Genomic DNA, 22,016 nt, shown 5'->3' with positions numbered 1-22,016 from the left:
ATTAAACACGTCCTTTTCCTAGTCTTCTTATTATAAGGAATTCCGTTTTGACGTGTACACTTTTTATACTAAGCCCAGCCTATTCAAGGATTCAGCCTCTACATTCTAAAATTCATCTTTTTCACACAATTCTAATCTGCTTTTGATGATTGAAATGAATGCGCTGTTTTTACATGAAAGAGGGGTGTTCCAAAAAGTTACTTCTCATGACGTTTAAGATACCCCTAATTCTATTAACACTAAAACCAATAACCGCGATGAAACAAAAAATGCCCTCAGTGGTAGTGACCCCTAAAAGTTAGAGTTTTATTTATGCAGCTGACTGGTTGGCATGAGTTCGGTATTTTACTGGACTCATGCCGGCCAGTTTTTGTTTAATCCGTTCATGGTTATAGTAATGGATATAACCTTCAATTTTCTTCTTCAATTCTTCATACGACATTAATTCTTCACCGTAATACATTTCTTGCTTTAGTAAGCCAAAGAAGTTTTCCATCGTCGCATTGTCTGCACACGTTGCTTTTCGAGACATGCTTTGAAAAATTTTGTTCGTTTTTAATGTTTTCACCCATTTACTATGCTGGTAATGCCAGCCTTGATCGGAGTGAATCGTTGTTCGATAGGTGGCTTCCTTTTTAATGATTTTAATTGCTTGATCTAGTGGTGCTAAGACAAAATCCAATGTTGGTCTTTTCGAAATCCCATAAGAAATAATTTCGCCATTATAGAGGTCTAGAAACGGACTTAAATACAGCTTTTCATCGCCTGTACACTTAAACTCTGTTACATCCGTTACGAGTTTTTGGAGACGATAAGGTGTCTTAAATCGACGGTTTAGACGGTTTTTAGCGACTTTGCCAACTTTTCCTTTATAGGAATTATAACGAGATTTACGTTTGAACTTCACACACTTTAAATTCAGTTCCCCCATAATTCGTTGTACTTTTTTATGGTTAATGATATAGCCTTGCCCTCGCAATTCTAAGTAAATTCGGCGATAACCATACCTTCCTTCATGTTTGTGAAAAAGGGCTGAAATTAACTCTTTCAATTCTTGATTTGGATCTTCATTGTTCATTTGATTGATGTGATAATGGTACGTCGCTTCTGGAATATCTACTTGTTTCACTACATCTTTTAATCGGAATCCTTCTTCTTTGAGTTCAAATGCCAACGCTGCTTGTGCTTTTCGAGATAGACGTCCGGTTTCTCCCGAAAAGCTTTCAACTTTTTTAAATAGGCGACCTCAAGACGAAGGAGCTCAATTTCACGTTCTAACAGTTCTTCACGAGATTCTGTACTTTCTTGTTTTACAGCTTTGATTTTAGGATTTTTAGACATAGGAGGCCGTCCCTTCACTTTTTCTTTCAGGCCTTCTATCCCTTTTTTAAAAAATTTACCGTTCCAATTCACTATTAACGATGGATTATTCATGTTAAATTGAATCGCTGTGTCTTGATAAGAAGCACCTGTTTGTTTCATAAAGTTTAATACATCCAGTTTGAATTTAACAGAATAAACCTGTTTTACACTTTTCCTACGCAAACCAGCTTCATCGAATTCTTTATAAGCACGTACCCATCGTTTTATTTGAGATTCACTAGAAATATTAAATGCTTTAGCTAAAGCTTTGTATCCCAAGGAACCTTCTAAATAGGCCCTCACAACTTTCAATTTAAATTCAACGCTATATTTTGCCATATAAAAAAACACCCCAAAAGTTAGATTTTTACTCTAACTTTTAGGGTGCAGCACCAGTGTGACATAAAACTGAGGGTATTTTTATATACTGATTATTTAGCTCCTATTTAACCATTAGTAAAAAATGGAGCACTTCATGTAAAATAGGAGATACATAGGTAAGGGGGAAGTTTCACATGGAACAATGGGTAGAGGATTTATTTTCAACAGAAGTGCTACACAAAGCCGCTGCATTTTATAGCGCGGATGCAAATGATGCGAGAAAACTCGGCGACTTTGAAAACTACGTTTATGAAGTCATTAAAGACGGAACACCATACATATTACGTCTCACACATTCTTCACACCGTTCAAAAGAAGAAGTAGAAGGCGAATTAACATGGATCAATTTCTTACATAGTCACGACATTCCAGTATCACTCGTTCATAAATCAGAAAACAACGAACTAGTAGAGGTATTGTCAGTAGGCGATTCTTACTTTTACATCTGTTTATTCGATAAAGCACCTGGTGCTGCATTAAAACCAAACAGTCCAGAATTCGGTCCTGAACTATTTAAAAAATGGGGAGCAATCACAGCGAAGATGCATCGCCATACCGAAAACTACCCAGCAACCAACACGGGTCGCAAACGCTGGGATGAAGACGATCTAATTGAGCTTGATCAATACATCGACAATGAAAAAGACGCGGTCATCATTGAAGGGAATCGACAACTAGTAAAGGAACTTCAAGAACTACCGGAAACGAGCGATGTGTTTGGCTTAATCCATTCAGACATCCACATGGGTAACTTTTTCTTTCACGACGAACAAATTCATGTATTCGATTTCGATGATGCCATGCATTTTCACTACGTCAGTGACATCGCCATTCCACTTTACTACGCAACGTGGTGGAAGCTTCGAAATGAAAACCTGGAAATTAGATCGGCATTTGGAACCGACTTTTTGAAACACTTCTTAGACGGATACCTAAGCGAACGACCATTGTCACTAGAGTGGCTAGAACGTTTACCGCTTTATTTGAAATTACGCGATTATACTTTATACGGAGTTTTCCATAAAAAAATGGATCTCTCAGTTGGACATGAAGTCGAAAACCAACTCGTTGCCGGCATTCGTCAGCGTTTGATCGACGAAGAATTGATTGTGGAATTAGACTACAAAGAAATTTGGGAACGAGCGAATGCTTGAAAACGAAGTCATTGACATGATTGAAAAGGATCCGTGGAGAATGAAAGTACTCAAGACCGTTGAAACTCTCGGCTTACCGGATTGCTGGGTATGTGCCGGATTTGTTCGCTCGAAAGTATGGGATGAGTTACACGGTTTTGAAAAAAGAACAGAACTCGCAGATGTCGACGTCATCTATTTTGATAACACACAACTCGACGAATCCATAGAAAAAGAGATAGAACAACAATTACACACCAAGATGCCAAATGTGCCTTGGTCAGTCAAAAACCAAGCGAGAATGCATATCGTCAACGAGTTTCCACCGTATGCATCCTCAGTTGACGCTATATCCAAATTTCCAGAAACCGTTACCGCACTCGGTGTAAGAATTAATGGACAACAAATTGAGCTAACCGCGCCACATGGACTGGAAGACCTTTTTCGATTTGAAATAAAACCAACACCGAGCTTCGAACAAGAACCTGAACGAAGCTATTACGAACATCGTGTGAATCAAAAAAACTGGCCAGCCACTTGGAGCAAAGTGACGATAATAAATAGTTAATCAAACCCCTTACATTTCATGTAGATGTAAGGGGTTTTAATAAAGAATTCAGGAATGTCGAGTTTAACACTTAGATGAGCTGTCAAAGTAATTAATAATTCCATTAATTACCAAGGTGATTAATACGTTTTATTCAAATGTTGAACCAGCGCTTCTGCACTTTCTTGAATTTGTTCGTTGTTCAAGAAACGGGCTCCATGAATTTTATAAGTAGGTAAAAAACGCATGCCTGTTAAATTAGCGGTAGCTTGGAATGGTTTTGTCAATTCACTCATGCTGTACTGATTATAACTACCGGCTTGGTAGGAAACTTCGGGTCCTCCAGTTGAAATGGCCAATATAAACTCTTTTCCTTGTAACTGCTTGCCTTCAGGTCCATAAGCCCACCCGTAAGAAAGCACAACATCTTGCCATTCTTTTAATAAAGATGGGCTACTGTACCAATAAAACGGAAATTGGAACACAATACGATCATGGGCAAGCAGTAATTGTTGTTCATGCTCCTGATTGATGCGTCTGTCCGGATATGTCGCATACAAATCTTGAATCGTGATATCTTCTTCTTGCTGCAAGCGATTCATCAAAGTCTTATTAATAACCGAGTTTTCTAAATTAGGGTGCGCCACAATAACTAACGTTTTCACTTTTTCATCATCCTTTATATTTGTATATACAAATGAAATGCCAAGAAAAATGATATCATTTTTCCATTTTTATACTTGCTTCGTGAAGCATCTTACTTAAATCGAGACTAAATTCACGTCCGAGAACATCTGAATACGCATCAAACAATTCTTTTAATGATAACCGGAACTGCTTATAAACCTCTTCACCAGACGCAGTTAAAGAAATGGAAGTCTCTTTTCCGTTTACTTTACGTAAAACCAATTGCTGCTTCTCCAATTTGTCGATAAATCGAGTACTCGTAGAAGGGGCAATGGACAACTTTTGGCACAAATCTTTTTGTGTAATTCCTGGATGGAATTGAATAGTCATAATCATATACAAATACGAAGGCGCTAAATCATCGAAGTCAAACGTACTTTCCGCCAATTTAGTCATGTTCCGCGCGAAACGATTTGCCGTAAAATATAGGCAATGAATTAATACTTGTTCTTCTTCTTTCATTTCATATCAACCCTCTCATTTGTATATACAAATTAACATCTATTTGTGTAATCGTCAATTAAAAATAACAGAAGAAAAACTTTTAGACATTATTGGATAGCGAAACGATCAACGTAACCTCGAAAACTCGCTAACGCCAAATCCTCACCCCCAATCCCATAAAAACCCAACTCACCTATTGCTATTCAACATACGATAATGTATGATACACAGTATAAACCAACACTGTACGTCATACACTAAAACAAAAGAGGTGAACCAATGAGCCAACTTCTCAACTCCTTAACCACTGAACTCAGACGCGGAACCTTAACACTCGCCGTCCTTAGCCAACTCAAAACCCCTCAATACGGATACTCACTCGTCCAGCGACTCGAAAGCTGCGGCATCACGATCGACCAAAGCACCCTGTACCCATTACTTCGCAGACTCGAAAAACAAGAACTCGTCACCAGCACCTGGGACACAACCGAAAGCAGACCCCGTCGCTACTATGTCTTAAGCGCATTCGGCATCACCACCTACAACCAACTCCGTGCAGAGTGGGAAAAAACATCGCAGGAACTATCTTTATTAATGAAAGGAGAGAATCGCCATGAACCTGATTGACCTGTACATCCACGAAGTCACGCGCAGACTGCCAGAACGAAACCGAGAAGACATCGCACTTGAACTACAGTCGACCATTGCCGATATGCTACCAGACGACCCAACTGAAGTCGAAGTCAAACAAGTCCTCACCCAACTCGGCAACCCGGCCGTTATGGCAAGTGGCTATCTTGACCGCCCGATGCACCTAATTGGTCCAAAATACTATGACGTCTACATCAACTTATTAAAACTAGTCCTACCAATTGCCATGACGATTTCACTCATCATCCACATTGGTACATTAATTGTCTCTTCCTCGGGCACTCAAACTGTGGCAACCATCGTCTTAGGGGTATTCTCACAAGGATTTGTGCAACTCTTACACACAGCCATGCAAACAATATTCTGGATCACACTCGTCTTTGCCATCATTGAGCGAACCGATAAAGTCGCTGACCAAATGCCAGTCACCATGAACTTCAAAACATGGACACCCGATGACCTAAAACAAATCACACCAATACCTATAAAAAAACGCATCACCAAATGGCATATATTCGGAAGCTTACTATGGACCGCCATATGGGTAACCGTCTACTTCAACGCCTCTAACCTCCTTGGCATCTACACCAACCGAGGCCAAGAACTAACATTCGAAACGCCTATATTCAACCAAGATGTGCTCCAATCGTACTGGCTACTCATCGTGCTAATCATTGCACTCGAAATCGCGCTAGCCATATACAAAGCACTCAAAAAACAATGGACCAACAAAGTCGCCATCTTTAACACTGTTACCCAAATCGTTGCACTCGGCATCCTAATCGTCATCTTCACCAACCCGAATCTCTGGAACGACACATTTATCATCCAGTTCAACGAAGCACTGAGCATCAACAAAAACGTAGAAACGTGGGCAACCCAAACAAGCCGAATCACCATCGCCGTCGTCCTAATCTTCACCGTCATCGACATAGTCGACGGATTTAGAAAAGCACATCTGTAAAACCTGAAGCCCTTTTTGGGTTAATAAGAAGAGCAGCCTTCGAACCAAACAAGAGCGGCTGAAGATACCATTTCAGCCGCCCACTTCCTATTTATACTGTGGTTGGAACATAAATCAAGTAACAACCATCAAATCCTATAAATCCTCATCCAAAAAGCCAACACAAGCGCCAGATTATCAATTCCAAACGACAAATTATCCAAGTCAAACGCCAATAAACCACCGCCAAACGCCAAATAACTCTCATGAACTAGAAACTCCCTCAATCATTATCCTAAATATTTTAATCAAAGAGACTTATAGGATTGATAAATATGAGTCGATTTGAAATAATTGGTATTAATCAAAAGTGATTAATAGTATATACGATACGTGTAATGAATCTTATTAGATCGTGAATTTATTTGAGAAGGTGACAAAATGATTACATATTTAGGAACACCGAAAATAGAAACCGAACGCTTAATTCTTAGAAGGATGGAGCTTTCTGATACTCAAAAGGTTTTCGATAACTGGCTTTCGGACGAACGGATATCTGACAATCGGGTCAATTCAGAACACAAGAGCGTTTCAGAAACAATCGAGAGAGTAGCGAAGATAGTCGATGATTATATCAATAAAGATTTTTGTTGGTGGGCTATTGAGCGAAAAGCTGATGGTGAATTAATTGGAGAAATCGATTTATATGACTTTGATAATACCACCGGAAACTGTGAGGTAAGTTATTCTATTGGATATGAATGGTGGAACCAGGGATATGCGACCGAAGCATTAAGAGCAGTTGTGGAATTCGGCTTCCGACAAATGAATATTCATAAAATTGCTGCAGCACATAATACTGATAACCCGGCTTCTGGAAAAGTATTAGTTAAAGCAGGGATGGTTCAAGAAGGAATCATCAGACATATGATTCGAAATGCCAAGAGTCAATACAAAGACTGTACTATTTATGGAATACTTCAAGAAGATTATTCTAAAACACTGATTTCACCGTCATCGACATAGTCGACGGATTTAGAAAAGCACGTCTGTAAAACCTGAAGCCCTTTTTGGGTTAATAAAGAAGAGCCACCTTCGAACCATACAAAAGCGGCTGAAGATGCCATTTCAGCCGTCCCAACTCAACTACATCCTAGAATGGAGAGCACATATGAAAAAATTCGTCCTCATTGTCGGCCCGCAAGCGGTCGGCAAAATGACAGTCGGTCACGAACTTGAAAAAATGACAAAGTTAAAATTATTCCATAACCACCTAACAATTGAACTGGTTCAACCGTTCTTTGACTATGGAACACCAGCGGGGAATCGTCTAGTCAAATTATTCCGAAGAGAAATGTTTGAGGAATTTGCAAAAAGTGATATGTACGGTGTGATATTCACATGGGTGTGGGCATTCGACCATCAAACAGACTGGGATTATGTAAAAGAAACCACAGCGATCTTTGAATCTAAAGGAGTAGAAGTCTGTATGGTTGAACTACATGCTGATCTCGAAGAAAGAATCGAACGAAACAAATCAGACCATCGTCTAACTCACAAAGCCACAAAACGAGACATCGAATGGTCAGAAGCCCATTTAAAAGAAGCGGCACATAAATATAGACTGAACTCATTAGACGGTGAAATTACAAATGAAAACTACATCAAAATTAACAACACCCATTTAACCGCAGCCGAAACCGCGAAGTTGATTCAAGAAAGATTTAAATTATAAGAGGTGACAACCATGCGAACAGAAAAAGACAAAATGTTGGCAGGGGAGATGTACAACCCTGCAGACCCAGAATTAGTCCGAGATCGAGAGACGGCAAGAAAGAAAATTCGAATTTACAACGAAACACTCGAAACGGAACATGACAAACGAGTCGAACTGTTAAAAGGCTTATTCGGTTCAAGTGGGAATCAACTTTACGTTGAGCCAACCCTTCGTGTCGATTACGGTTACAACATTCATGTCGGAGAAAATTTCTTTGCGAACTTCGATTGCGTCATTTTGGATGTATGTGATGTAAGAATTGGAGCGAATTGCTTTATTGCGCCAGGCGTACATATTTATACAGCCACACACCCGCTAAACCCAATCGAACGCAACACGATGTTTGAATACGCGAAACCCATTACGATTGGAGACAATGTATGGATTGGTGGGGGAGCCATCATCAACCCCGGTGTCACAATTGGTGACAATGTGGTCATCGCATCTGGAGCTGTCGTCACAAAAGATGTACCGAACAATGTCGTGGTTGGTGGAAATCCAGCGAGGTTGATCAAGGAAATAATGATAGAAGAGAAATAAAAAAAACACCTTACGCTGCGGGTAAGCTTTAAATCCTAGCTCACAACGTAAAGGTGTTTTTTCTATTTGGTCTCGCGTATTTCTAAATTTGTCGGTCGTATGGATCCCCAAGGCGCCACGTAAACAGTAGCTTGCAAATCACGCGCTTTTTCAAGTTCAGGACCTACGCCTTGTTCCACGTAAAACTGTTCAAGTTGCGGGGCCATCACGCGGTCGAAATACATGCCTTTTATTCCACCAAAGAACGGTTCGTTTTCCATCCGGTCAATAACGGCAAATCCATCTTCCCCTTGTTTTAGGGTGAAATAAACATCGCCTTGTGTAACGCCAGCTGGAGCTTTCAAGTCAGGATATTGAAGCATCACATACTCTCCGTAAAACGGATCGAACGGGTCAAACGGTTCAGCACGTAACACGTATTCTTCCCCAACCAACGAAATGGCGTAAAAGCTAACAACAAGGAACATCACGAAAAGCGTTTGAACAATCGGCATCATCCACTTTTTCATGATGCAACACCTTCTTTCTTACGCTTCAGCCACCAACCGATGCCGGATAGAACAAATAGCAAGATGGCACCGAGTAGGAAGAATAACGACATATCGAGTCGCTCCCAGGCATACACAAAGTAAATCACAAACTGAACGACGATGAAGTAAACAAACCCTAAAGTAAGTGGCTGATCTTGTCGCTGCGCAATCATCAAATACGCGAGCGCACTAATCTCTGCAACAACTGCAAGCCCAATGGCCGTTTCGTCGAATAAAAGAAGGCCAATCGCTCCTAAAATGGCGACCCAAACAATCGAGCGGAACTTGATCCAAGTAATTGCTGCAACGACAATTCCAGACAAAGCAAGGGCAATTGCTTCAGGCCAATTCACATCGACCAGTGTCAAATCGGTCTCGCCTCGAATGGCTAAATAGACGACCAAAATGACTGCACCAACCATCAAATACAAGGGACGAAGTCGATATTCAAATTTCGGCACCAATAAGAGAAGAGCTACCAAAACAAACAATGTCCATACCGGCCATAGCGAACTCTTGTAATCTAGTAAACTCCATAACATGAGCCCGGAACCAAACAGTAACAACCAACTGAGCAACATCGGCTCAATCGCCTTACTGAAATAAAACCAACCAAACGTCACTGCGATGAATAAGAGCCATTCAACCCATCCAATGGAAGAAATAGATGACACTAATGTGAATACGCCAAAGACAAATCCGACAATCACATATGCTTGATGTCGCCAAATGAAATAATGAGCGATGGCAGCTAAATAGATCGCCCAAGGGACGAGCGAATCAGACATCGAAAAGTGAAACGTTTGTGCGGTAACGAGCATGCTGGCTCCAAACATGGCTAGCCCTAGTAAACGGAACAGGATCGGCCACCCAAAATGTCTTATCTCGGCAAAGTGACCCAGTACATAAAAGCCCCACATTAATCCAAGCATAATACCAACTCGCAAAAAATCCGGGATTAAACTCCAATTCGCCGCGATAAAGCTAAACACAGCTAATGCAAAGAAAATCAACCCAATCGTTAAGAACAAGGGCACTTTGCGTTTCTGCGGCTGCTTTCGTTCATACGCCACAATCGAATCGTGTGTCGATTCGTCAATAACCCCCGCATCAAGCCATTCTTTTAACTTATGATTCATCCAATCCATCACGTACACCTCCTTGAAATAGTGTTCTTACATGCATTATAATCCGATTTGAAGCGATAAGATACAGGGACAGAAGGATAATTTAACAGGTAAAAATAGAGCAGATGTAATGCTATTAACCCTTTGCGTTATGTCGTATGTAAATAAAAATCTTTAATATTTTCAATTTACAGTTTATTTAGAAATAGAATTTTAGTAAACTTAATTTGTACTTATGTTGACAGATTAGGATTGATTATCAAATGGAAGCGATTTTATTAGATATGAAACTGAAATTATACATCCAAGAAAATAGTGAACAATTTGAAAGAAGCTTATTAAACCAAGCGGTGAATGTAAGAGATAAGATTAACGATATTTTAAAATACGGAGACATTGATTTAATCAATAATGCGCACAAACTCGTTTCTTACATCTTGGAAAACAAAGAACAAAAACTGCGAGACTTTGCGAAACAGGAGGGAATCGCCTGGGCAACCTACTCCTTAACCTTGGCTTTTAAATTAGAGTGGGTACAAGCCATTCGCAGAACCATATGGAATTTTATAGAGGAATATAATAGAGTATCACGTGAAGAAACAACCGATTATTTCTTCCAATTGGAAAAACAAATAAACAATCACGTCGATCAGTTTTTAAACACATTCTTCATTGAGTATTCAACTTACAAAGATTCTTTATTGTCAGCGCAACGAGAACTTGTCGAGAACTTATCGGTGCCGATCATTCCGATTTCCACAACGATCTGTATCCTACCTTTAATTGGATCAGTAGATTCATTCCGTACGAGTGTATTAGAAGAAAAAGTGCTCATGGAAATTGGCCGATTACGTATTCAAACACTTATCATTGACCTTTCTGGAATAGCCGACATGGAATCAGAAGTGATTCATCACCTCATGAAAACCATAAACGGAACTTCCATGATGGGATGCCATACCGTCCTTACTGGATTGAGATCCGAAGTCGTGCGAAAAATGATTCACCTCAATATCACATTCGACAAAGATACTGTAACCTACGGAACATTACAACAAGCACTGTGTGAGTATTTAAGTAAATAAATTGTGACAAACTTTAGGAAAGAACCCTTCATCAATAATGGATGAAGGGCTTTTCACAGTTTCATGTAATGATTATTAGCGTCAGTAATGCAAAATAATGTAAAATTTGTATTGCCCTAATGGGTATTCTATGCGAAAATAGCTAATTAATCATATTTAAGGGGCAAACCATGAAAAACCGCATAGAATTTTTCCGGATCATTCCGTTTATTTATTTAATAGTAGGACCCATATGGGTTTTTGGGACAGATTATGTATTAAAAACATCCAACTTATCTGCTGAAAAAATTCAGCTGCTAGATAACATTAAAGGGTTACTCTTCATCGTCATTACCGCTGCATTATTATATGTGCTGTTGAGAAATTTAAGTCATACCAAAAAAATCGAAGAAGAAAAAGAGAAGCTGACTTTGTTGATTGATACAATGCCTGACCTCGTGTCGTTTAAAGATGGCGAAGGAAATTGTCTAGAGCTAAACAAATTTGGAGCAGAGTTATTCGAACTAGGGAACTTCGATTTCAAAGGGAAATCAACCGAAGAGTTAGCGGCAAACAGCGAATTCTATCACGATGCCTTGATTTACTGTATCGATACGGACGAAGAAGCATGGAAGGCTGGGAAAATGAGTCGCTGTGAAGAAACGATTCCGACACGAGACGGCTCATTCAAAACATTTGATGCGCTCAAATTGCCTATCTTTCATAAAGACGGCTCTAGAAAAGCACTCTTAGTCATTGGACGAGATATCACCGATTTAAAAGAAACAGAGAACATGTTAAGACAATCTGAAAAAATGTCCGTCGTTGGTGAACTTGCAGCTGGGATTGCGCATGAAATTCGAAATCCACTGACAACTATCAAAGGCTTCATGCAAATGCATCAAGATAAAGCCATTAAGATTGAGGACCATATTGACGTCTTAGTCGATGAAATCGATCGCATCAATAGCATTTGTACCGACCTATTACTTGTAGCAAAACCAACAGAACTCATTTTTGCGAATAAAAACGTCAACACCATTGTAAAAGATGTCGTACACCTACTATCAACAGAAGCAAAACTGAAAAACACAAAAATCAACCTAACTGAACTTGATCAATTTGATGCCTATTGTAACGATAGTCAATTAAAACAAGTGTTTATCAATGTCCTAAAAAACGCCTTAGAAGCAATCACCACAAATGGTGAAGTCAAAATAACAATCGAAGACAAAAATGAGGACTTCTTTGCAGTTAAGTTTGAAGACAATGGTTGCGGAATTGACGAAACTCGTTTAAAACACATTGGAGAACCTTTCTATAGTGTCAAAGAAAAAGGCATTGGACTAGGAATGACTGTGAGCTATCGCATTATGGAAACCCATAAAGGGTCGATTAACGTTACCAGCCAAGTGAATGTAGGAACAAGTGTGGAAATTTTATTGCCAAAAGTAAAATGAAAAGTCTGGAACTCCTAAAGAGGATTTGGGTTTTCGGAGGCTGGGCAAGAACCTAACGAGTCCACAAATTTAAAATAGAAAAAATCCAAGCCATGGAATTTCATGACTTGGATTTTTTAAACGCTTATATATTTTTTAAGGCTTCTTTAATGTTTGTTTCCCCACTAATGAGGTCAAAGGATTTCTTAAATGTTTCTTGTGCATCTAAAGCAGCATAAATCGTTTTAGCAACGTCTTCACGAGGAATTGAACCTGTTTCAAGATTTGCTGATGCAGTAACTTTTCCAGTGCTGTCTTCATTTAATAATCCGCCTGGTCGTATAATGGTGTAATCTAAAGTGCTAGTTTCCACCATTCGATCTGCATAGTGTTTTGCGACATAATAGGGAACCATTTCTTTATTCCAGTTTTGACGATGGTTTGCTTGAAGTGCACTGACAATTATAAAGCGATTAATACCTGCTTGTTCAGCAGCCTCAACCGTTTTAACCGCACCGTCTAAGTCAATTAGCAATGTCTTATCTAACCCCGTATGTCCGCTAGACCCTGCAGTAAAAACAATCGCATCACAACCATTTGCAGCATCTGCGATATCATTAACACTTCCTTCAAGACTTGCAACAACCACATCAATACCTTGGCTCTTCAATTCTTCAGCCTGCTCATTTTTACGAACCATGGCACGAACTGTATGTTGCTCACTACTTTGTAAGATGTCGATAAGATGCTTCCCAATTTGTCCAGTTGCTCCTACTACGAATACTTTCATAAGATCAATCTCCTTCTAATTTGAATTGACATAATCCTATCAAAACCATTCCTCCAAAAAGACTAACATAGATAATACTTGTACTAAAGCAAACAAGCTTTTAAAGAGTTCTTGTAAAATCCCTAGAAACTTTCCTTTCAACTTTGAAACAGTCATCTGTGTAGTCAAACTGATTTAGATTAAGTGAATAAGTGTAGATATCAAATCAGAAACAGGTTATAAAACTTTAATAATTTCATGAAGGTCATCATATGGTAATCATGAGGAGTGAGCGATATGAATACGTCTTTTTATCGTGGCGTATATGTGCCTTATGGCGGAAGTCCAAAAGTGTTTGTATTGCCGCCACCTATATGGTGGCAAAAGCAACCGATGTATAGTCCGGAGTTCTCGCCTGAAGATGCCTTTGTACAGGGGTCTGTTTGGCCGATGTTAGTCGATGGATATTCGAAAGAGGAAGGGATCTCATGAGCGAAGATCAGCGAAAAATGTTACTGGCCCTTCAAGTTGCTGATTTCAATGTAATCGAGTGGGTGCTCTATATGCACACGCATCCGGATGATCTTGTGGGGTGTCAAAAGAAAAAAGAAGCGATGAAGATTGCTGCCAAAACGAGAAAATCGTATGAAGCCCTATATGGTCCTTTGACATTTCTCACCCCAATTTCTTGTACTAAAAAGAATGAAACGCCTTGGCCATGGCATGTTTGAAAGGATGGGGATAGTCGATGTGGATCTATGATAAAAAACTCCAATACCCAGTAGAAGTCCGCGATACAAATCCAACGTTAGCAAAATATTTAATGGAACAATACGGTGGTGCAGATGGCGAGCTAGCAGCTGCATTAAGGTACATGAATCAACGATATACGGTGCCAGATAAAGTAATTGGATTACTAAATGATATTTCTACAGAAGAGTTCAGTCATTTGGAAATGATTGCAACGATGATTTACAAATTGACGAAGGATGCAACGCCCGATCAATTAGAAGAAGCAGGATTAGGCGCACATTTTGTCAGTCACGGCCATTCTCTCTTTTATAACAATGCAGCAGGAGTACCATTTACCGCTACGTATATTCAAGCAAAAGGTGATCCCATCGCTGACTTATATGAAGATATTGCGGCTGAAGAAAAAGCACGTGCAACGTATCAATGGTTAATCGATATTTCGGATGATCCGTATATTAACGATTCCTTACGTTTCCTACGTGAGCGTGAAAACGTCCATTCCATGCGTTTTAGAGAAGCAGTGGAAATGTTAAAAGAAGACCAAGTACAAAAGAAAATCTTTTAAGCGCCGAGTACGATGGCGCTTTTTTTGTGTTTAATAAACCATCTCTTAATCTCCTAATAGTGTGGATGCAGATCTATCAATAACCACCTAAGAAAATGTAGAAATAGTACTTCTTCTAAATGAATCTTTATATTATGAATGTATACATCAGGAAAGAATACAAAAGATACTAAATGTAGAGTTATAGCACACCATCAATGTTTAGTTAAAAAGGAGAAAAATAGCGATGGATTTTAATCTAATTTGGCAAACAGTCCTTATATTTGTAATTGGAACCATTCTTTTGAAAATTGGTGGAAGAAAATCGATCTCTCAAATGTCGATTCCACAAGTCGTTATTATGATCGCAATCGGTTCATTACTGATTCAACCAGTCACTGGAAGAGGACTTTGGGCAACATTTGGGGTGGCACTCGTATTAACAATCAGTCTAGCCCTTACCGAATACATCCAATTAAAATTTGATATGACCGAGTCTCTGATTGCAGGTAAGGCTGTACCGGTCATTATAAACGGGACCATAAATGAAAAGAACCTAAAGAAACTACGCTTAACTGTTGATAAATTAGAAGCCAGATTAAGACAATCAGGTATTTCCGAAATAAAAGATGTTCAATTTGCCACACTCGAATCCAGCGGGCAACTAGGATATATGTTAAAAGAAGAAAAACAACCTGCTACAAAGGAAGACATTCAAAATCTCATTCAGTTAATCCAAACAGGTAACTTAACGGATCTATCTAACAAAACCTCAACCGAAACCAATATCTTCACTGAAACAGTTGATAATAATTCTTCTAATGTACCTAATCACCTACAATGAAAACGAGTCAATATTCACTTTAGGCAGGTTAAGAGGGCAGTGACGCTTATTATATAGAAGGAGCGGCTGAAGATGCTATTTCAGCCGTCACTTGCTTTGAATTGATATTTGCTTTATTCATAAAAGTAGAATGTTCTAAATGGTATTTTTAGGATAAAATTAATCGTAACTAATTATTCCAATAGGAGGTGAGTAGTTTGAGTGAAGGATGGAAGCTGAAAGAAGGACAAGCACATTATGGTGTAGTTTCAGAAGATCATGTGTGGACAGTGATTATGAAAGTTTTATCTCCACAGTCTAAGAAGACAACTTCTTATAAATTTGCCTTGCTAAGAGCAATCTTAGAAAACTTATATAAGGTAAACGACAAGTTGGAAGTGAACTTCATCCAGTTAGCTGAATCGTTCGCCAAACTGTATTGGAACTTAGTCATTCGAAATGGGTACTCACAAGGACATCAATCTCAAATAGAGAAAGAGCTAATAAATTTTAAAATAATGTATGTAATACCAGATGGCGTTGGGTTCGACTCTATTCCAGTAGACCAACAGTCAATTCTTATGCAAACGATTGAACGTAAAATTCTACATAAGGATGTAGTAGGAGCATTATATGCAGATACGGATGGCGTTTTATATGGCTTCTCTAAAAAGGAAAGAAAAATAGCAATCACATCTTCAGGATATGAGTACTTACTAAAATATCAAACTACCGTATTTAAATTAGTGAATTACGAGTTAGCAAAATTTTTACAAAAGAAAAACCCACTTGTGACCCAAGGGATTTTACTTGAAGAAATTGAAAATATCACCCAGAGAGAGTCACTTCAACAGTTTCAAAAATTACTCGTGGAGCATTCAGGAAGCAATTGTTTTTATACCGGAAAGCCTTTGGCAGCAGGAAAAAGGATCATTGCTGTAGATCATTTTGTACCATGGAGTTTTGTGCATAGTGATGAATTGTGGAATTTTGTATTAACCTCATCTACGCTAAATTCGAGTAAAGGGAGCAAGCTACCAGCAGAACGCTACTTACAACAACTAGACGAACGAAACCGTCACTTTATGCAAATTGGCGATGTCTATGTAAAACAATATATGGAGAAATATGAATTTAAAAAGTTCAATAAACTATATGAATATGCAGAGTTAAATGGTTTCGAAAAAGGCTGGACACCTGCATAAAACCCCTTGGAATAGTAATTATTCCAAGGGGTTTACTTAATCTTGTACCTCGATAAGAAAGTATCCCTTCTCAAATCCGCCACGTTTCTCACGCTTCGCTAATCGTACTTTCTCTAACTCTTCCATTGATGAACCATGCATTGGTAGAACAGCATAAATAAGTTCCATTAAATCCGCTAGTTCTTCAATAGCATCCTCATTGTTTACTGTTTCTTGGTATTCCGTTAATTCTTCAACAAATTTACGTTTAATTTCAATTGCTTGTTCACTTGGTTCAAGAATCTTCATTGAGAATTTCTTATTATTAGCTTCAATTATTTCTGGAATTCTGTCGCGGACAAGTTTGTTGTAAATAGGCATAGTTAATCTCCTAAGGAAATTATAATTTTTTCGATAATAACAAATTATATCATTCAATTCTTTTTAAATAATGATATTATTGAAATAATTCCCATATTAATGTCTTTAGAAACCGTTTTGATGACGGGTCATCATAATAGATTTTTTCTTTTAAGGAGTTATTTATGAATACATATATAAGGAAAATAGATTCAGCAAATCGATTAAAAATACCCAAAGAAATTATTGAATTTTTAGCTATAAGAAAAGGTGATTCAATAGAGATATTTATTGAAAATAAAAATTTGATTTTAAGAAAATTTAATAAAGAAATGAGAAATTAAATTTTCATAAGTTAGGACATGACCTTATTGCCGGACTAAATACTTCAACAGCTCAATACAAATAGAACCCGTTAGTCCTCCATGTAGCCATGAAAATGCGGATTTACAACGCAAAGCCTATTTTCCTGACGATTTTCTCGTTTTAACAACGTTAAGAAAGTTTCAGTGGTCTTAAAGAATCTAATGAGATCACTTTCTCCGAATTAAAATCGTATTCTCCTAGCAAATTAATATATTCCCAGCCTAAAGGTGACATATGGTGCAATAAGTCTTCATTAAAACTACCTATCCGCTTTTGATATTTAACTGCTTTAGTTAGATGTAGAGTATTTCAGATACTGATCGCATTTATAATTATATCTAGAGCACTAGCTCTTAGATGCTGCATGGCTCGTTTCCTAAGCTCTCCTTGATTTCCAAAAAAATTGCTCTTGCCAGTCCATTCATGGCTTCTCCTTTATTCATTCATCTTTGTATCGGAAAGGAATAGTTGATGAGTTATACCAAAAATCGGAAATATATAATAGAAAATAAATTTTGTATAGGGGTGGAATTACATGCCTAAAATTGACAATATGTTAGCAATTCTGTGGATGCTTCGTTCAGGTGAAAAAATTACTGCAAAACAAATTTCAGAAAAGTTAGAGATGAATATAAGGACTGTGTATCGTTATATTGATACAATTTCAACAAGTGGCGTACCTATAATTTCAGAACCAGGGCATAACGGTGGATACACTTTAATGAACGATTTTATTAAAGCTCCTCTTTTTTTTGATTTTGAAGAGCAAACTTCACTGGTTCACGCTGCGGTTTTTGCAGAAGAAGCCGGCTATTATGGAGGTGAAGCACTAGATAGGGCCATTTCAAAACTGAGTAAACACTCAAACCAAGAGCAGGAAACAAAGATAAACCAACATCTCACCAGTCTTGAAGTAATAAGCCGGTTAGGTTCACTCTCTGTGGAACCTTTTTTGAAGGAGTTGGAGCAGGCCGTAGCTGACGGATACTCCGTAAAAATTCAGTACCAGAAAAGTGGCGAAAAGCTTTTAAATGATCGATTGGTCGATCCGTACAGAATACTCTATTGGAATAATAAGTGGTATGTGATTGGATTTTGTCATCTTAGGAATGATATCCGCAGTTTTAGAGTGGATCGAATTGAAAGTGTAGTGCTAACCGAAAACAAGTTTAACCGGCCAGAAAATTTTTCAGCACGGGACTTTTTTATAAAAAATCTCCTTCCAACTATGGCAGATAAGGAAGGGCTTAGTTCTTTGGTTATTAGCGGGGATAAAGGTGTATTAGCGGATATTTGCCAACATTGGTTTTTAGGACATTATTTACAAGAACGGACTTCAAATCAAGCAGTTTTTCTTCTTGAAATAGATGTAATACATACATATGTACCTTATTTACTTTTACCGTACAATAAATCCATTAAGGTTATTGAACCAATAAGTCTAAAGAAACGACTTATTGAAGTTCTGTCGGAATTAATAAAATTTCATGAAGTATGATGACTTCCCTGACGTTAACTGTCAGGGAAGTTATTTTATAATAGCTATATAAATTGTGATTGGGGTGTTATTGGATGCAAACAAAGAAAGTTTTTCTATATGTATTTAATACAATGTCAGACTGGGAATATGGATATTTAATTGCTGAACTAAACTCCGGAAGATACTTCAAAAAAGATTTAGCACCTTTAAAAGTAATTACAGTAGGAGCTAATAAAGAAATGATTACTACTATGGGAGGACTAAGCATAAAACCAGATATTTCCCTGGATGAATGTACTCTTGAGAGTAAAGATCTTTTAATTTTACCAGGAGGGACTACTTGGAGTGAAGATATTCATCAACCTATCTTGGAAAAAATTGGACAAGCTTTAAGGCTTGGCACAATTGTTGCTGCAATTTGTGGTGCAATTGAGGCCCTCGCGAATATGGGATATTTGGAAACTAGAAAGCATACAAGCAATAACCTGGAATATACTAAAATGGTCTGCCCTAATTATAAAGGGGAGGAGTTCTATGAGATGGGACCTGCGATATCTGATGCGAATTTAGTTACTGCATCAGGAATAGCTCCTCTGGAATTTGCGATGGAAGTACTGAAAAAATTACATGTATTTACACCAGATGCTTTACATTCATGGTATAATCTAAACAAGACTCATAAACCAGAATACTTCTTCCAGTTAATGAATTCAATAAATAAATGAAGTAACTGAAAAGCTCAATTTCTCTATTTTGATTTATAGAGAAGTTGGGCTTTTTAATTTGGAATTTCCTTATCGTTGTCGATGTAATTCCGCATTTTCCTGACGCTACCCCTAATAGGGTTAAAACGTCTTTTTCTCTGTTCATTTTTCTCATTAGTTATGACAAGACCGGATATTTACTATCTCGCTTCCTAATTGCCTCCTAAAATAAGCCGAACGATAAAAAATACAGCTATTTTAGATATAAATGTAATCACCTTTAAGAAAGGAAGAGGAATTTGTAAGCGAGAAGAAGTACGTTGTTTCTGGTCGTACTTACAAGTCATAGCGTTAGTTACAATTTTAACTTCCTTCTATTATAAAATTAATTAATGATAATTCCAATTCAAAAAATGGAGTATATTGTAAATTAATAATTTATAATGTATGTTAAACTAAAAGATTTTATTAGAGTGGATTGCGATTAAAAAGACGTTTTGGAGTGTGATTTTGGTATCTCTGAATCTCTAGTAAAGAAGCGATAAAGATACGCATTCTCGATAGGGGGGAACAGCCATTTTCTAGCTCATTCATCTAGAAGTGATTCCTTACTACACAGATACATACTTAAAAGAAATAGGGGAATTGGCTAATCAAAGCACAGTCGTTTTTGGAAGACAGAATACAACAATCACAAGTTAGTAAATGTAGTAATTCATACAGAAATAAGGTGGGGTAAGAAAAATGCAAAAAGCCCTTTTAAGAAATCGACAGGTAAATTTAATTGAAAAAGTGTGGAAAGAGAGCAGGGAGTATTTAAAACACGACCTACAGAAAAACGATTTTGTTTGCCCACAATGTAAAGAAGCTGTAGGGCTTCATTGGGCAATTCCCACCAAAAAGATTCCTCATTTTAAACACAAAAGCAAAAAAGACTGTACCTATGGTTTAGGGGAGAGTGAAGAGCATAACGCAGGGAAAATTAAGCTTTTCAATTACTTTAAAGAAGTATTCGCATGCAAATTAGAAATCATAGATATCGAACATTTTATACCGGAAACAAAACAAATTGCTGATATCTTCATCCAATTCAAAACGGGCGAAAGGTGGGTGATTGAGTACCAGCGGTCCAACATTCCCATCCAAGACATTCAGAGAAGAAGAGCCCTTTATAGAAGCTTAAACATCAATGACATCTGGATTGCAGGCGAAAACTTGGTACGAAGTGATAATTTAGTGACCGTGAACTTATTGAATGCTGCTCAAGAATTGAGATTCGCAGATTTTTTTAAAATGGAATCCTTGATTACTTTTAATCCTGATAACGAGGAAGTAACAATCTATAGGGGACTGGAACAATTAAATCAAAATTCTTTTATAAAGAACGATGTTTATCAATGCCTTTTAAATGAGGTATGTTTTAACCGATGGGGAGAGCCGTATGCTTTAGAGGACTATCTCAAAGTAAGAGAATCAAAGGATAATGAATATTATGAAGGCATGGCATTAACTTATCCGGTAAAGGAAATGGTTTATGCCAATAAACTCAATAAGACGTATTATCAGGTTAATGGAGAAATGTACTTGTCTATTCCAATGTATTTGCACAACCTAATTCCTTTGGAAATGGAACATTTAAATTTGGATGTCCGTTGGAATCATCGACCTTCGAATCCGACAGAAGAAGTTCTGCCGATGATTGTCACCGGTGTTTATACAGCTAGATGGGAAGAGCTTCTAACGAAAAGACAAAGCAAAGAAATCGAATTTGCAGCTAATCCTGTCTATCTTGGAATGATGTTTCATTCATTGATTCTCATCTACGACGACTATTTCATGACTGAAAAAGAACGGGAAAAAGAAGTGAAACTTTTGTTAGATGGAAAACAAGTCCCGTACTACATGCAGAATCGCTACTTAAAAAAGATTGGCGTTATTGAGCAAGACATTTGGAGAGATCAATTCAAGAACCAGGTTTCTTTAGAAGAAGCGAGCCAGTACTTCCTACGGTTTATGGGAATTAGAAGTGGTATGAAAAAATCGATTGAAGTTGCTATATCCAATGGGATACTTTATCCGGAGGAAGTGGATAAACCTTTTATTGTAGACTTGCTATTTAAAATGGAAAAAAGGGCTAAAAAGTATATTGGAGCACATTTTGAAAAAAACAAATGGATATAGTTTAATATTTGGCGCAGAAAAACCTTGCTCATCTACAGGGCTACCTATTGTGTCAATTGAGAAATGGTGGATTCCCTTGTTAGCAACAAAAGGTCAGAATGGAAGACTCCTTGGAGGTTCAAGTACAATACAATGGACAGGTTTATGATTTAACACTAACGGGTGCGTTGATCCAAGAAGGATTAACGCATTTTTTGTTGAACTTATTGTACTAACGCAGCAGGTTA

Annotated in this window: 26 protein-coding genes and 1 pseudogene; 18 read left to right on the top strand and 9 right to left on the bottom strand. The window is 37.9% G+C overall.

Features of this window, described 5'->3' with window-relative positions; translation table 11 throughout:
- Positions 1–310: 310 nt before the first annotated feature.
- Both ACHUE4_RS13795 and ACHUE4_RS13790 read right to left on the bottom strand, forming a co-directional pair.
- Positions 311–1,174: an IS3 family transposase gene (locus tag ACHUE4_RS13795; protein ID WP_394191016.1), complete on the bottom strand. Its 864-nt coding sequence runs from the start codon at positions 1,172–1,174 to the stop codon at positions 311–313.
- Positions 1,138–1,701, bottom strand: coding sequence for a transposase (locus ACHUE4_RS13790; RefSeq protein ID WP_394191014.1), 564 nt, complete (start codon positions 1,699–1,701; stop codon positions 1,138–1,140). The genes ACHUE4_RS13795 and ACHUE4_RS13790 overlap by 37 nt, the downstream gene beginning before the upstream one ends.
- Positions 1,702–1,877: 176 nt before the next feature.
- Here ACHUE4_RS13790 and ACHUE4_RS13785 point away from each other — a divergent pair, with 176 nt between their 5' ends.
- Together ACHUE4_RS13785 and ACHUE4_RS13780 are read left to right on the top strand one after the other, a co-directional pair.
- Positions 1,878–2,897, top strand: a complete 1,020-nt coding sequence (locus ACHUE4_RS13785; protein ID WP_394191012.1) for a phosphotransferase enzyme family protein — start codon at positions 1,878–1,880, stop codon at positions 2,895–2,897.
- The gene (locus tag ACHUE4_RS13780) at positions 2,890–3,444 is read left to right on the top strand and encodes a nucleotidyltransferase family protein (RefSeq protein ID WP_394191010.1); all 555 of its coding nucleotides are present in this window, start codon (positions 2,890–2,892) and stop codon (positions 3,442–3,444) included. Before ACHUE4_RS13785 ends, ACHUE4_RS13780 begins: the two co-directional genes overlap by 8 nt.
- Before the next feature lie 119 nt (positions 3,445–3,563).
- Here ACHUE4_RS13780 and ACHUE4_RS13775 read toward each other — a convergent pair whose 3' ends face one another.
- Together ACHUE4_RS13775 and ACHUE4_RS13770 are read right to left on the bottom strand one after the other, a co-directional pair.
- Positions 3,564–4,088 carry an NAD(P)H-dependent oxidoreductase gene (locus tag ACHUE4_RS13775; RefSeq protein WP_394191008.1) on the bottom strand — a complete coding sequence of 175 codons (525 nt, stop codon included), beginning with the start codon at positions 4,086–4,088 and terminating at the stop codon, positions 3,564–3,566.
- Positions 4,089–4,143: 55 nt separating this feature from the next.
- Positions 4,144–4,572, bottom strand: coding sequence for a MarR family winged helix-turn-helix transcriptional regulator (locus ACHUE4_RS13770; protein ID WP_394191006.1), 429 nt, complete (start codon positions 4,570–4,572; stop codon positions 4,144–4,146).
- A gap of 261 nt (positions 4,573–4,833) precedes the next feature.
- Between ACHUE4_RS13770 and ACHUE4_RS13765 the strand changes: the two genes are divergently transcribed.
- The 5 genes from ACHUE4_RS13765 (at position 4,834) to ACHUE4_RS13745 (ending at position 8,465) form a co-directional block, all read left to right on the top strand.
- Positions 4,834–5,181 (top strand): PadR family transcriptional regulator, encoded by a 348-nt coding sequence (locus tag ACHUE4_RS13765; RefSeq protein WP_394191004.1) that lies wholly within the window; start codon positions 4,834–4,836, stop codon positions 5,179–5,181.
- Complete coding sequence (locus tag ACHUE4_RS13760) at positions 5,168–6,169, top strand: HAAS signaling domain-containing protein (RefSeq protein ID WP_394191002.1); 1,002 nt, start codon at positions 5,168–5,170, stop codon at positions 6,167–6,169. Before ACHUE4_RS13765 ends, ACHUE4_RS13760 begins: the two co-directional genes overlap by 14 nt.
- Positions 6,170–6,589: 420 nt before the next feature.
- Positions 6,590–7,174 (top strand): GNAT family N-acetyltransferase, encoded by a 585-nt coding sequence (locus tag ACHUE4_RS13755; protein WP_394191000.1) that lies wholly within the window; start codon positions 6,590–6,592, stop codon positions 7,172–7,174.
- Between the two features lie 145 nt (positions 7,175–7,319).
- Positions 7,320–7,883: a DEAD/DEAH box helicase family protein gene (locus ACHUE4_RS13750; RefSeq protein WP_394190998.1), complete on the top strand. Its 564-nt coding sequence runs from the start codon at positions 7,320–7,322 to the stop codon at positions 7,881–7,883.
- 12 nt (positions 7,884–7,895) lie between these two features.
- Positions 7,896–8,465 carry a sugar O-acetyltransferase gene (locus ACHUE4_RS13745; protein WP_394190996.1) on the top strand — a complete coding sequence of 190 codons (570 nt, stop codon included), beginning with the start codon at positions 7,896–7,898 and terminating at the stop codon, positions 8,463–8,465.
- Positions 8,466–8,527: 62 nt separating this feature from the next.
- Here ACHUE4_RS13745 and ACHUE4_RS13740 read toward each other — a convergent pair whose 3' ends face one another.
- Positions 8,528–8,974, bottom strand: a complete 447-nt coding sequence (locus ACHUE4_RS13740) for a GDYXXLXY domain-containing protein (RefSeq protein WP_394190994.1) — start codon at positions 8,972–8,974, stop codon at positions 8,528–8,530.
- Complete coding sequence (locus tag ACHUE4_RS13735; protein ID WP_394190992.1) at positions 8,971–10,143, bottom strand: DUF2157 domain-containing protein; 1,173 nt, start codon at positions 10,141–10,143, stop codon at positions 8,971–8,973. The genes ACHUE4_RS13740 and ACHUE4_RS13735 overlap by 4 nt, the downstream gene beginning before the upstream one ends.
- Before the next feature lie 242 nt (positions 10,144–10,385).
- On the opposite strand from ACHUE4_RS13735, the gene ACHUE4_RS13730 reads away from it, so the two are divergent.
- Together ACHUE4_RS13730 and ACHUE4_RS13725 are read left to right on the top strand one after the other, a co-directional pair.
- Positions 10,386–11,207, top strand: coding sequence for an STAS domain-containing protein (locus ACHUE4_RS13730; RefSeq protein WP_394190990.1), 822 nt, complete (start codon positions 10,386–10,388; stop codon positions 11,205–11,207).
- A gap of 170 nt (positions 11,208–11,377) precedes the next feature.
- Positions 11,378–12,646 (top strand): ATP-binding protein, encoded by a 1,269-nt coding sequence (locus ACHUE4_RS13725; protein WP_394190988.1) that lies wholly within the window; start codon positions 11,378–11,380, stop codon positions 12,644–12,646.
- Between the two features lie 124 nt (positions 12,647–12,770).
- On the opposite strand, the gene ACHUE4_RS13720 is transcribed toward ACHUE4_RS13725, so the two are convergent.
- Entirely contained in the window at positions 12,771–13,415 is a 645-nt protein-coding gene (locus ACHUE4_RS13720; RefSeq protein ID WP_394190986.1) for an SDR family oxidoreductase, read from the bottom strand.
- A 276-nt stretch (positions 13,416–13,691) separates the two neighbouring features.
- Between ACHUE4_RS13720 and ACHUE4_RS13715 the strand changes: the two genes are divergently transcribed.
- From ACHUE4_RS13715 to ACHUE4_RS13695, 5 genes are all read left to right on the top strand, one after another.
- Positions 13,692–13,886, top strand: a complete 195-nt coding sequence (locus ACHUE4_RS13715; protein WP_394190984.1) for a hypothetical protein — start codon at positions 13,692–13,694, stop codon at positions 13,884–13,886.
- Entirely contained in the window at positions 13,883–14,125 is a 243-nt protein-coding gene (locus tag ACHUE4_RS13710; protein ID WP_394190982.1) for a spore coat protein CotJB, read from the top strand. Before ACHUE4_RS13715 ends, ACHUE4_RS13710 begins: the two co-directional genes overlap by 4 nt.
- A gap of 17 nt (positions 14,126–14,142) precedes the next feature.
- The gene (locus tag ACHUE4_RS13705) at positions 14,143–14,712 is read left to right on the top strand and encodes a manganese catalase family protein (RefSeq protein ID WP_394190980.1); all 570 of its coding nucleotides are present in this window, start codon (positions 14,143–14,145) and stop codon (positions 14,710–14,712) included.
- Between the two features lie 226 nt (positions 14,713–14,938).
- The gene (locus ACHUE4_RS13700) at positions 14,939–15,535 is read left to right on the top strand and encodes a DUF421 domain-containing protein (RefSeq protein WP_394190978.1); all 597 of its coding nucleotides are present in this window, start codon (positions 14,939–14,941) and stop codon (positions 15,533–15,535) included.
- Between the two features lie 197 nt (positions 15,536–15,732).
- Positions 15,733–16,719, top strand: coding sequence for an HNH endonuclease domain-containing protein (locus tag ACHUE4_RS13695; protein ID WP_394190976.1), 987 nt, complete (start codon positions 15,733–15,735; stop codon positions 16,717–16,719).
- A 36-nt stretch (positions 16,720–16,755) separates the two neighbouring features.
- Here the strand turns inward: ACHUE4_RS13695 and ACHUE4_RS13690 are convergent, their stop codons facing one another.
- Positions 16,756–17,079 (bottom strand): phosphoribosyl-ATP pyrophosphohydrolase, encoded by a 324-nt coding sequence (locus ACHUE4_RS13690; RefSeq protein WP_394190974.1) that lies wholly within the window; start codon positions 17,077–17,079, stop codon positions 16,756–16,758.
- 164 nt (positions 17,080–17,243) lie between these two features.
- Between ACHUE4_RS13690 and ACHUE4_RS13685 the strand changes: the two genes are divergently transcribed.
- Positions 17,244–17,402, top strand: a complete 159-nt coding sequence (locus tag ACHUE4_RS13685) for an AbrB/MazE/SpoVT family DNA-binding domain-containing protein (protein ID WP_394190972.1) — start codon at positions 17,244–17,246, stop codon at positions 17,400–17,402.
- Between the two features lie 151 nt (positions 17,403–17,553).
- Here the strand turns inward: ACHUE4_RS13685 and ACHUE4_RS13680 are convergent.
- A pseudogene (locus tag ACHUE4_RS13680) lies at positions 17,554–17,867 on the bottom strand (Tn3 family transposase); the annotation flags it as partial.
- Positions 17,868–17,959: 92 nt separating this feature from the next.
- Between ACHUE4_RS13680 and ACHUE4_RS13675 the strand changes: the two are divergent.
- The 3 genes from ACHUE4_RS13675 to ACHUE4_RS13665 all read left to right on the top strand — a co-directional run bounded on the left by ACHUE4_RS13675 (position 17,960) and on the right by ACHUE4_RS13665 (position 21,789).
- Positions 17,960–18,922 (top strand): helix-turn-helix transcriptional regulator, encoded by a 963-nt coding sequence (locus ACHUE4_RS13675; RefSeq protein WP_394190970.1) that lies wholly within the window; start codon positions 17,960–17,962, stop codon positions 18,920–18,922.
- Between the two features lie 74 nt (positions 18,923–18,996).
- Positions 18,997–19,629: a type 1 glutamine amidotransferase family protein gene (locus tag ACHUE4_RS13670; RefSeq protein WP_394190969.1), complete on the top strand. Its 633-nt coding sequence runs from the start codon at positions 18,997–18,999 to the stop codon at positions 19,627–19,629.
- Between the two features lie 723 nt (positions 19,630–20,352).
- Positions 20,353–21,789 carry a competence protein CoiA gene (locus ACHUE4_RS13665; protein WP_394190967.1) on the top strand — a complete coding sequence of 479 codons (1,437 nt, stop codon included), beginning with the start codon at positions 20,353–20,355 and terminating at the stop codon, positions 21,787–21,789.
- The last annotated feature ends 227 nt before the right edge of the window (positions 21,790–22,016 follow it).

Origin of the sequence: Paenisporosarcina quisquiliarum, from assembly GCF_043641925.1 — a bacterium.
Taxonomy (GTDB): domain Bacteria; phylum Bacillota; class Bacilli; order Bacillales_A; family Planococcaceae; genus Paenisporosarcina; species Paenisporosarcina quisquiliarum_A.
This window is presented reverse-complemented; position numbering and strand designations above follow the sequence as displayed.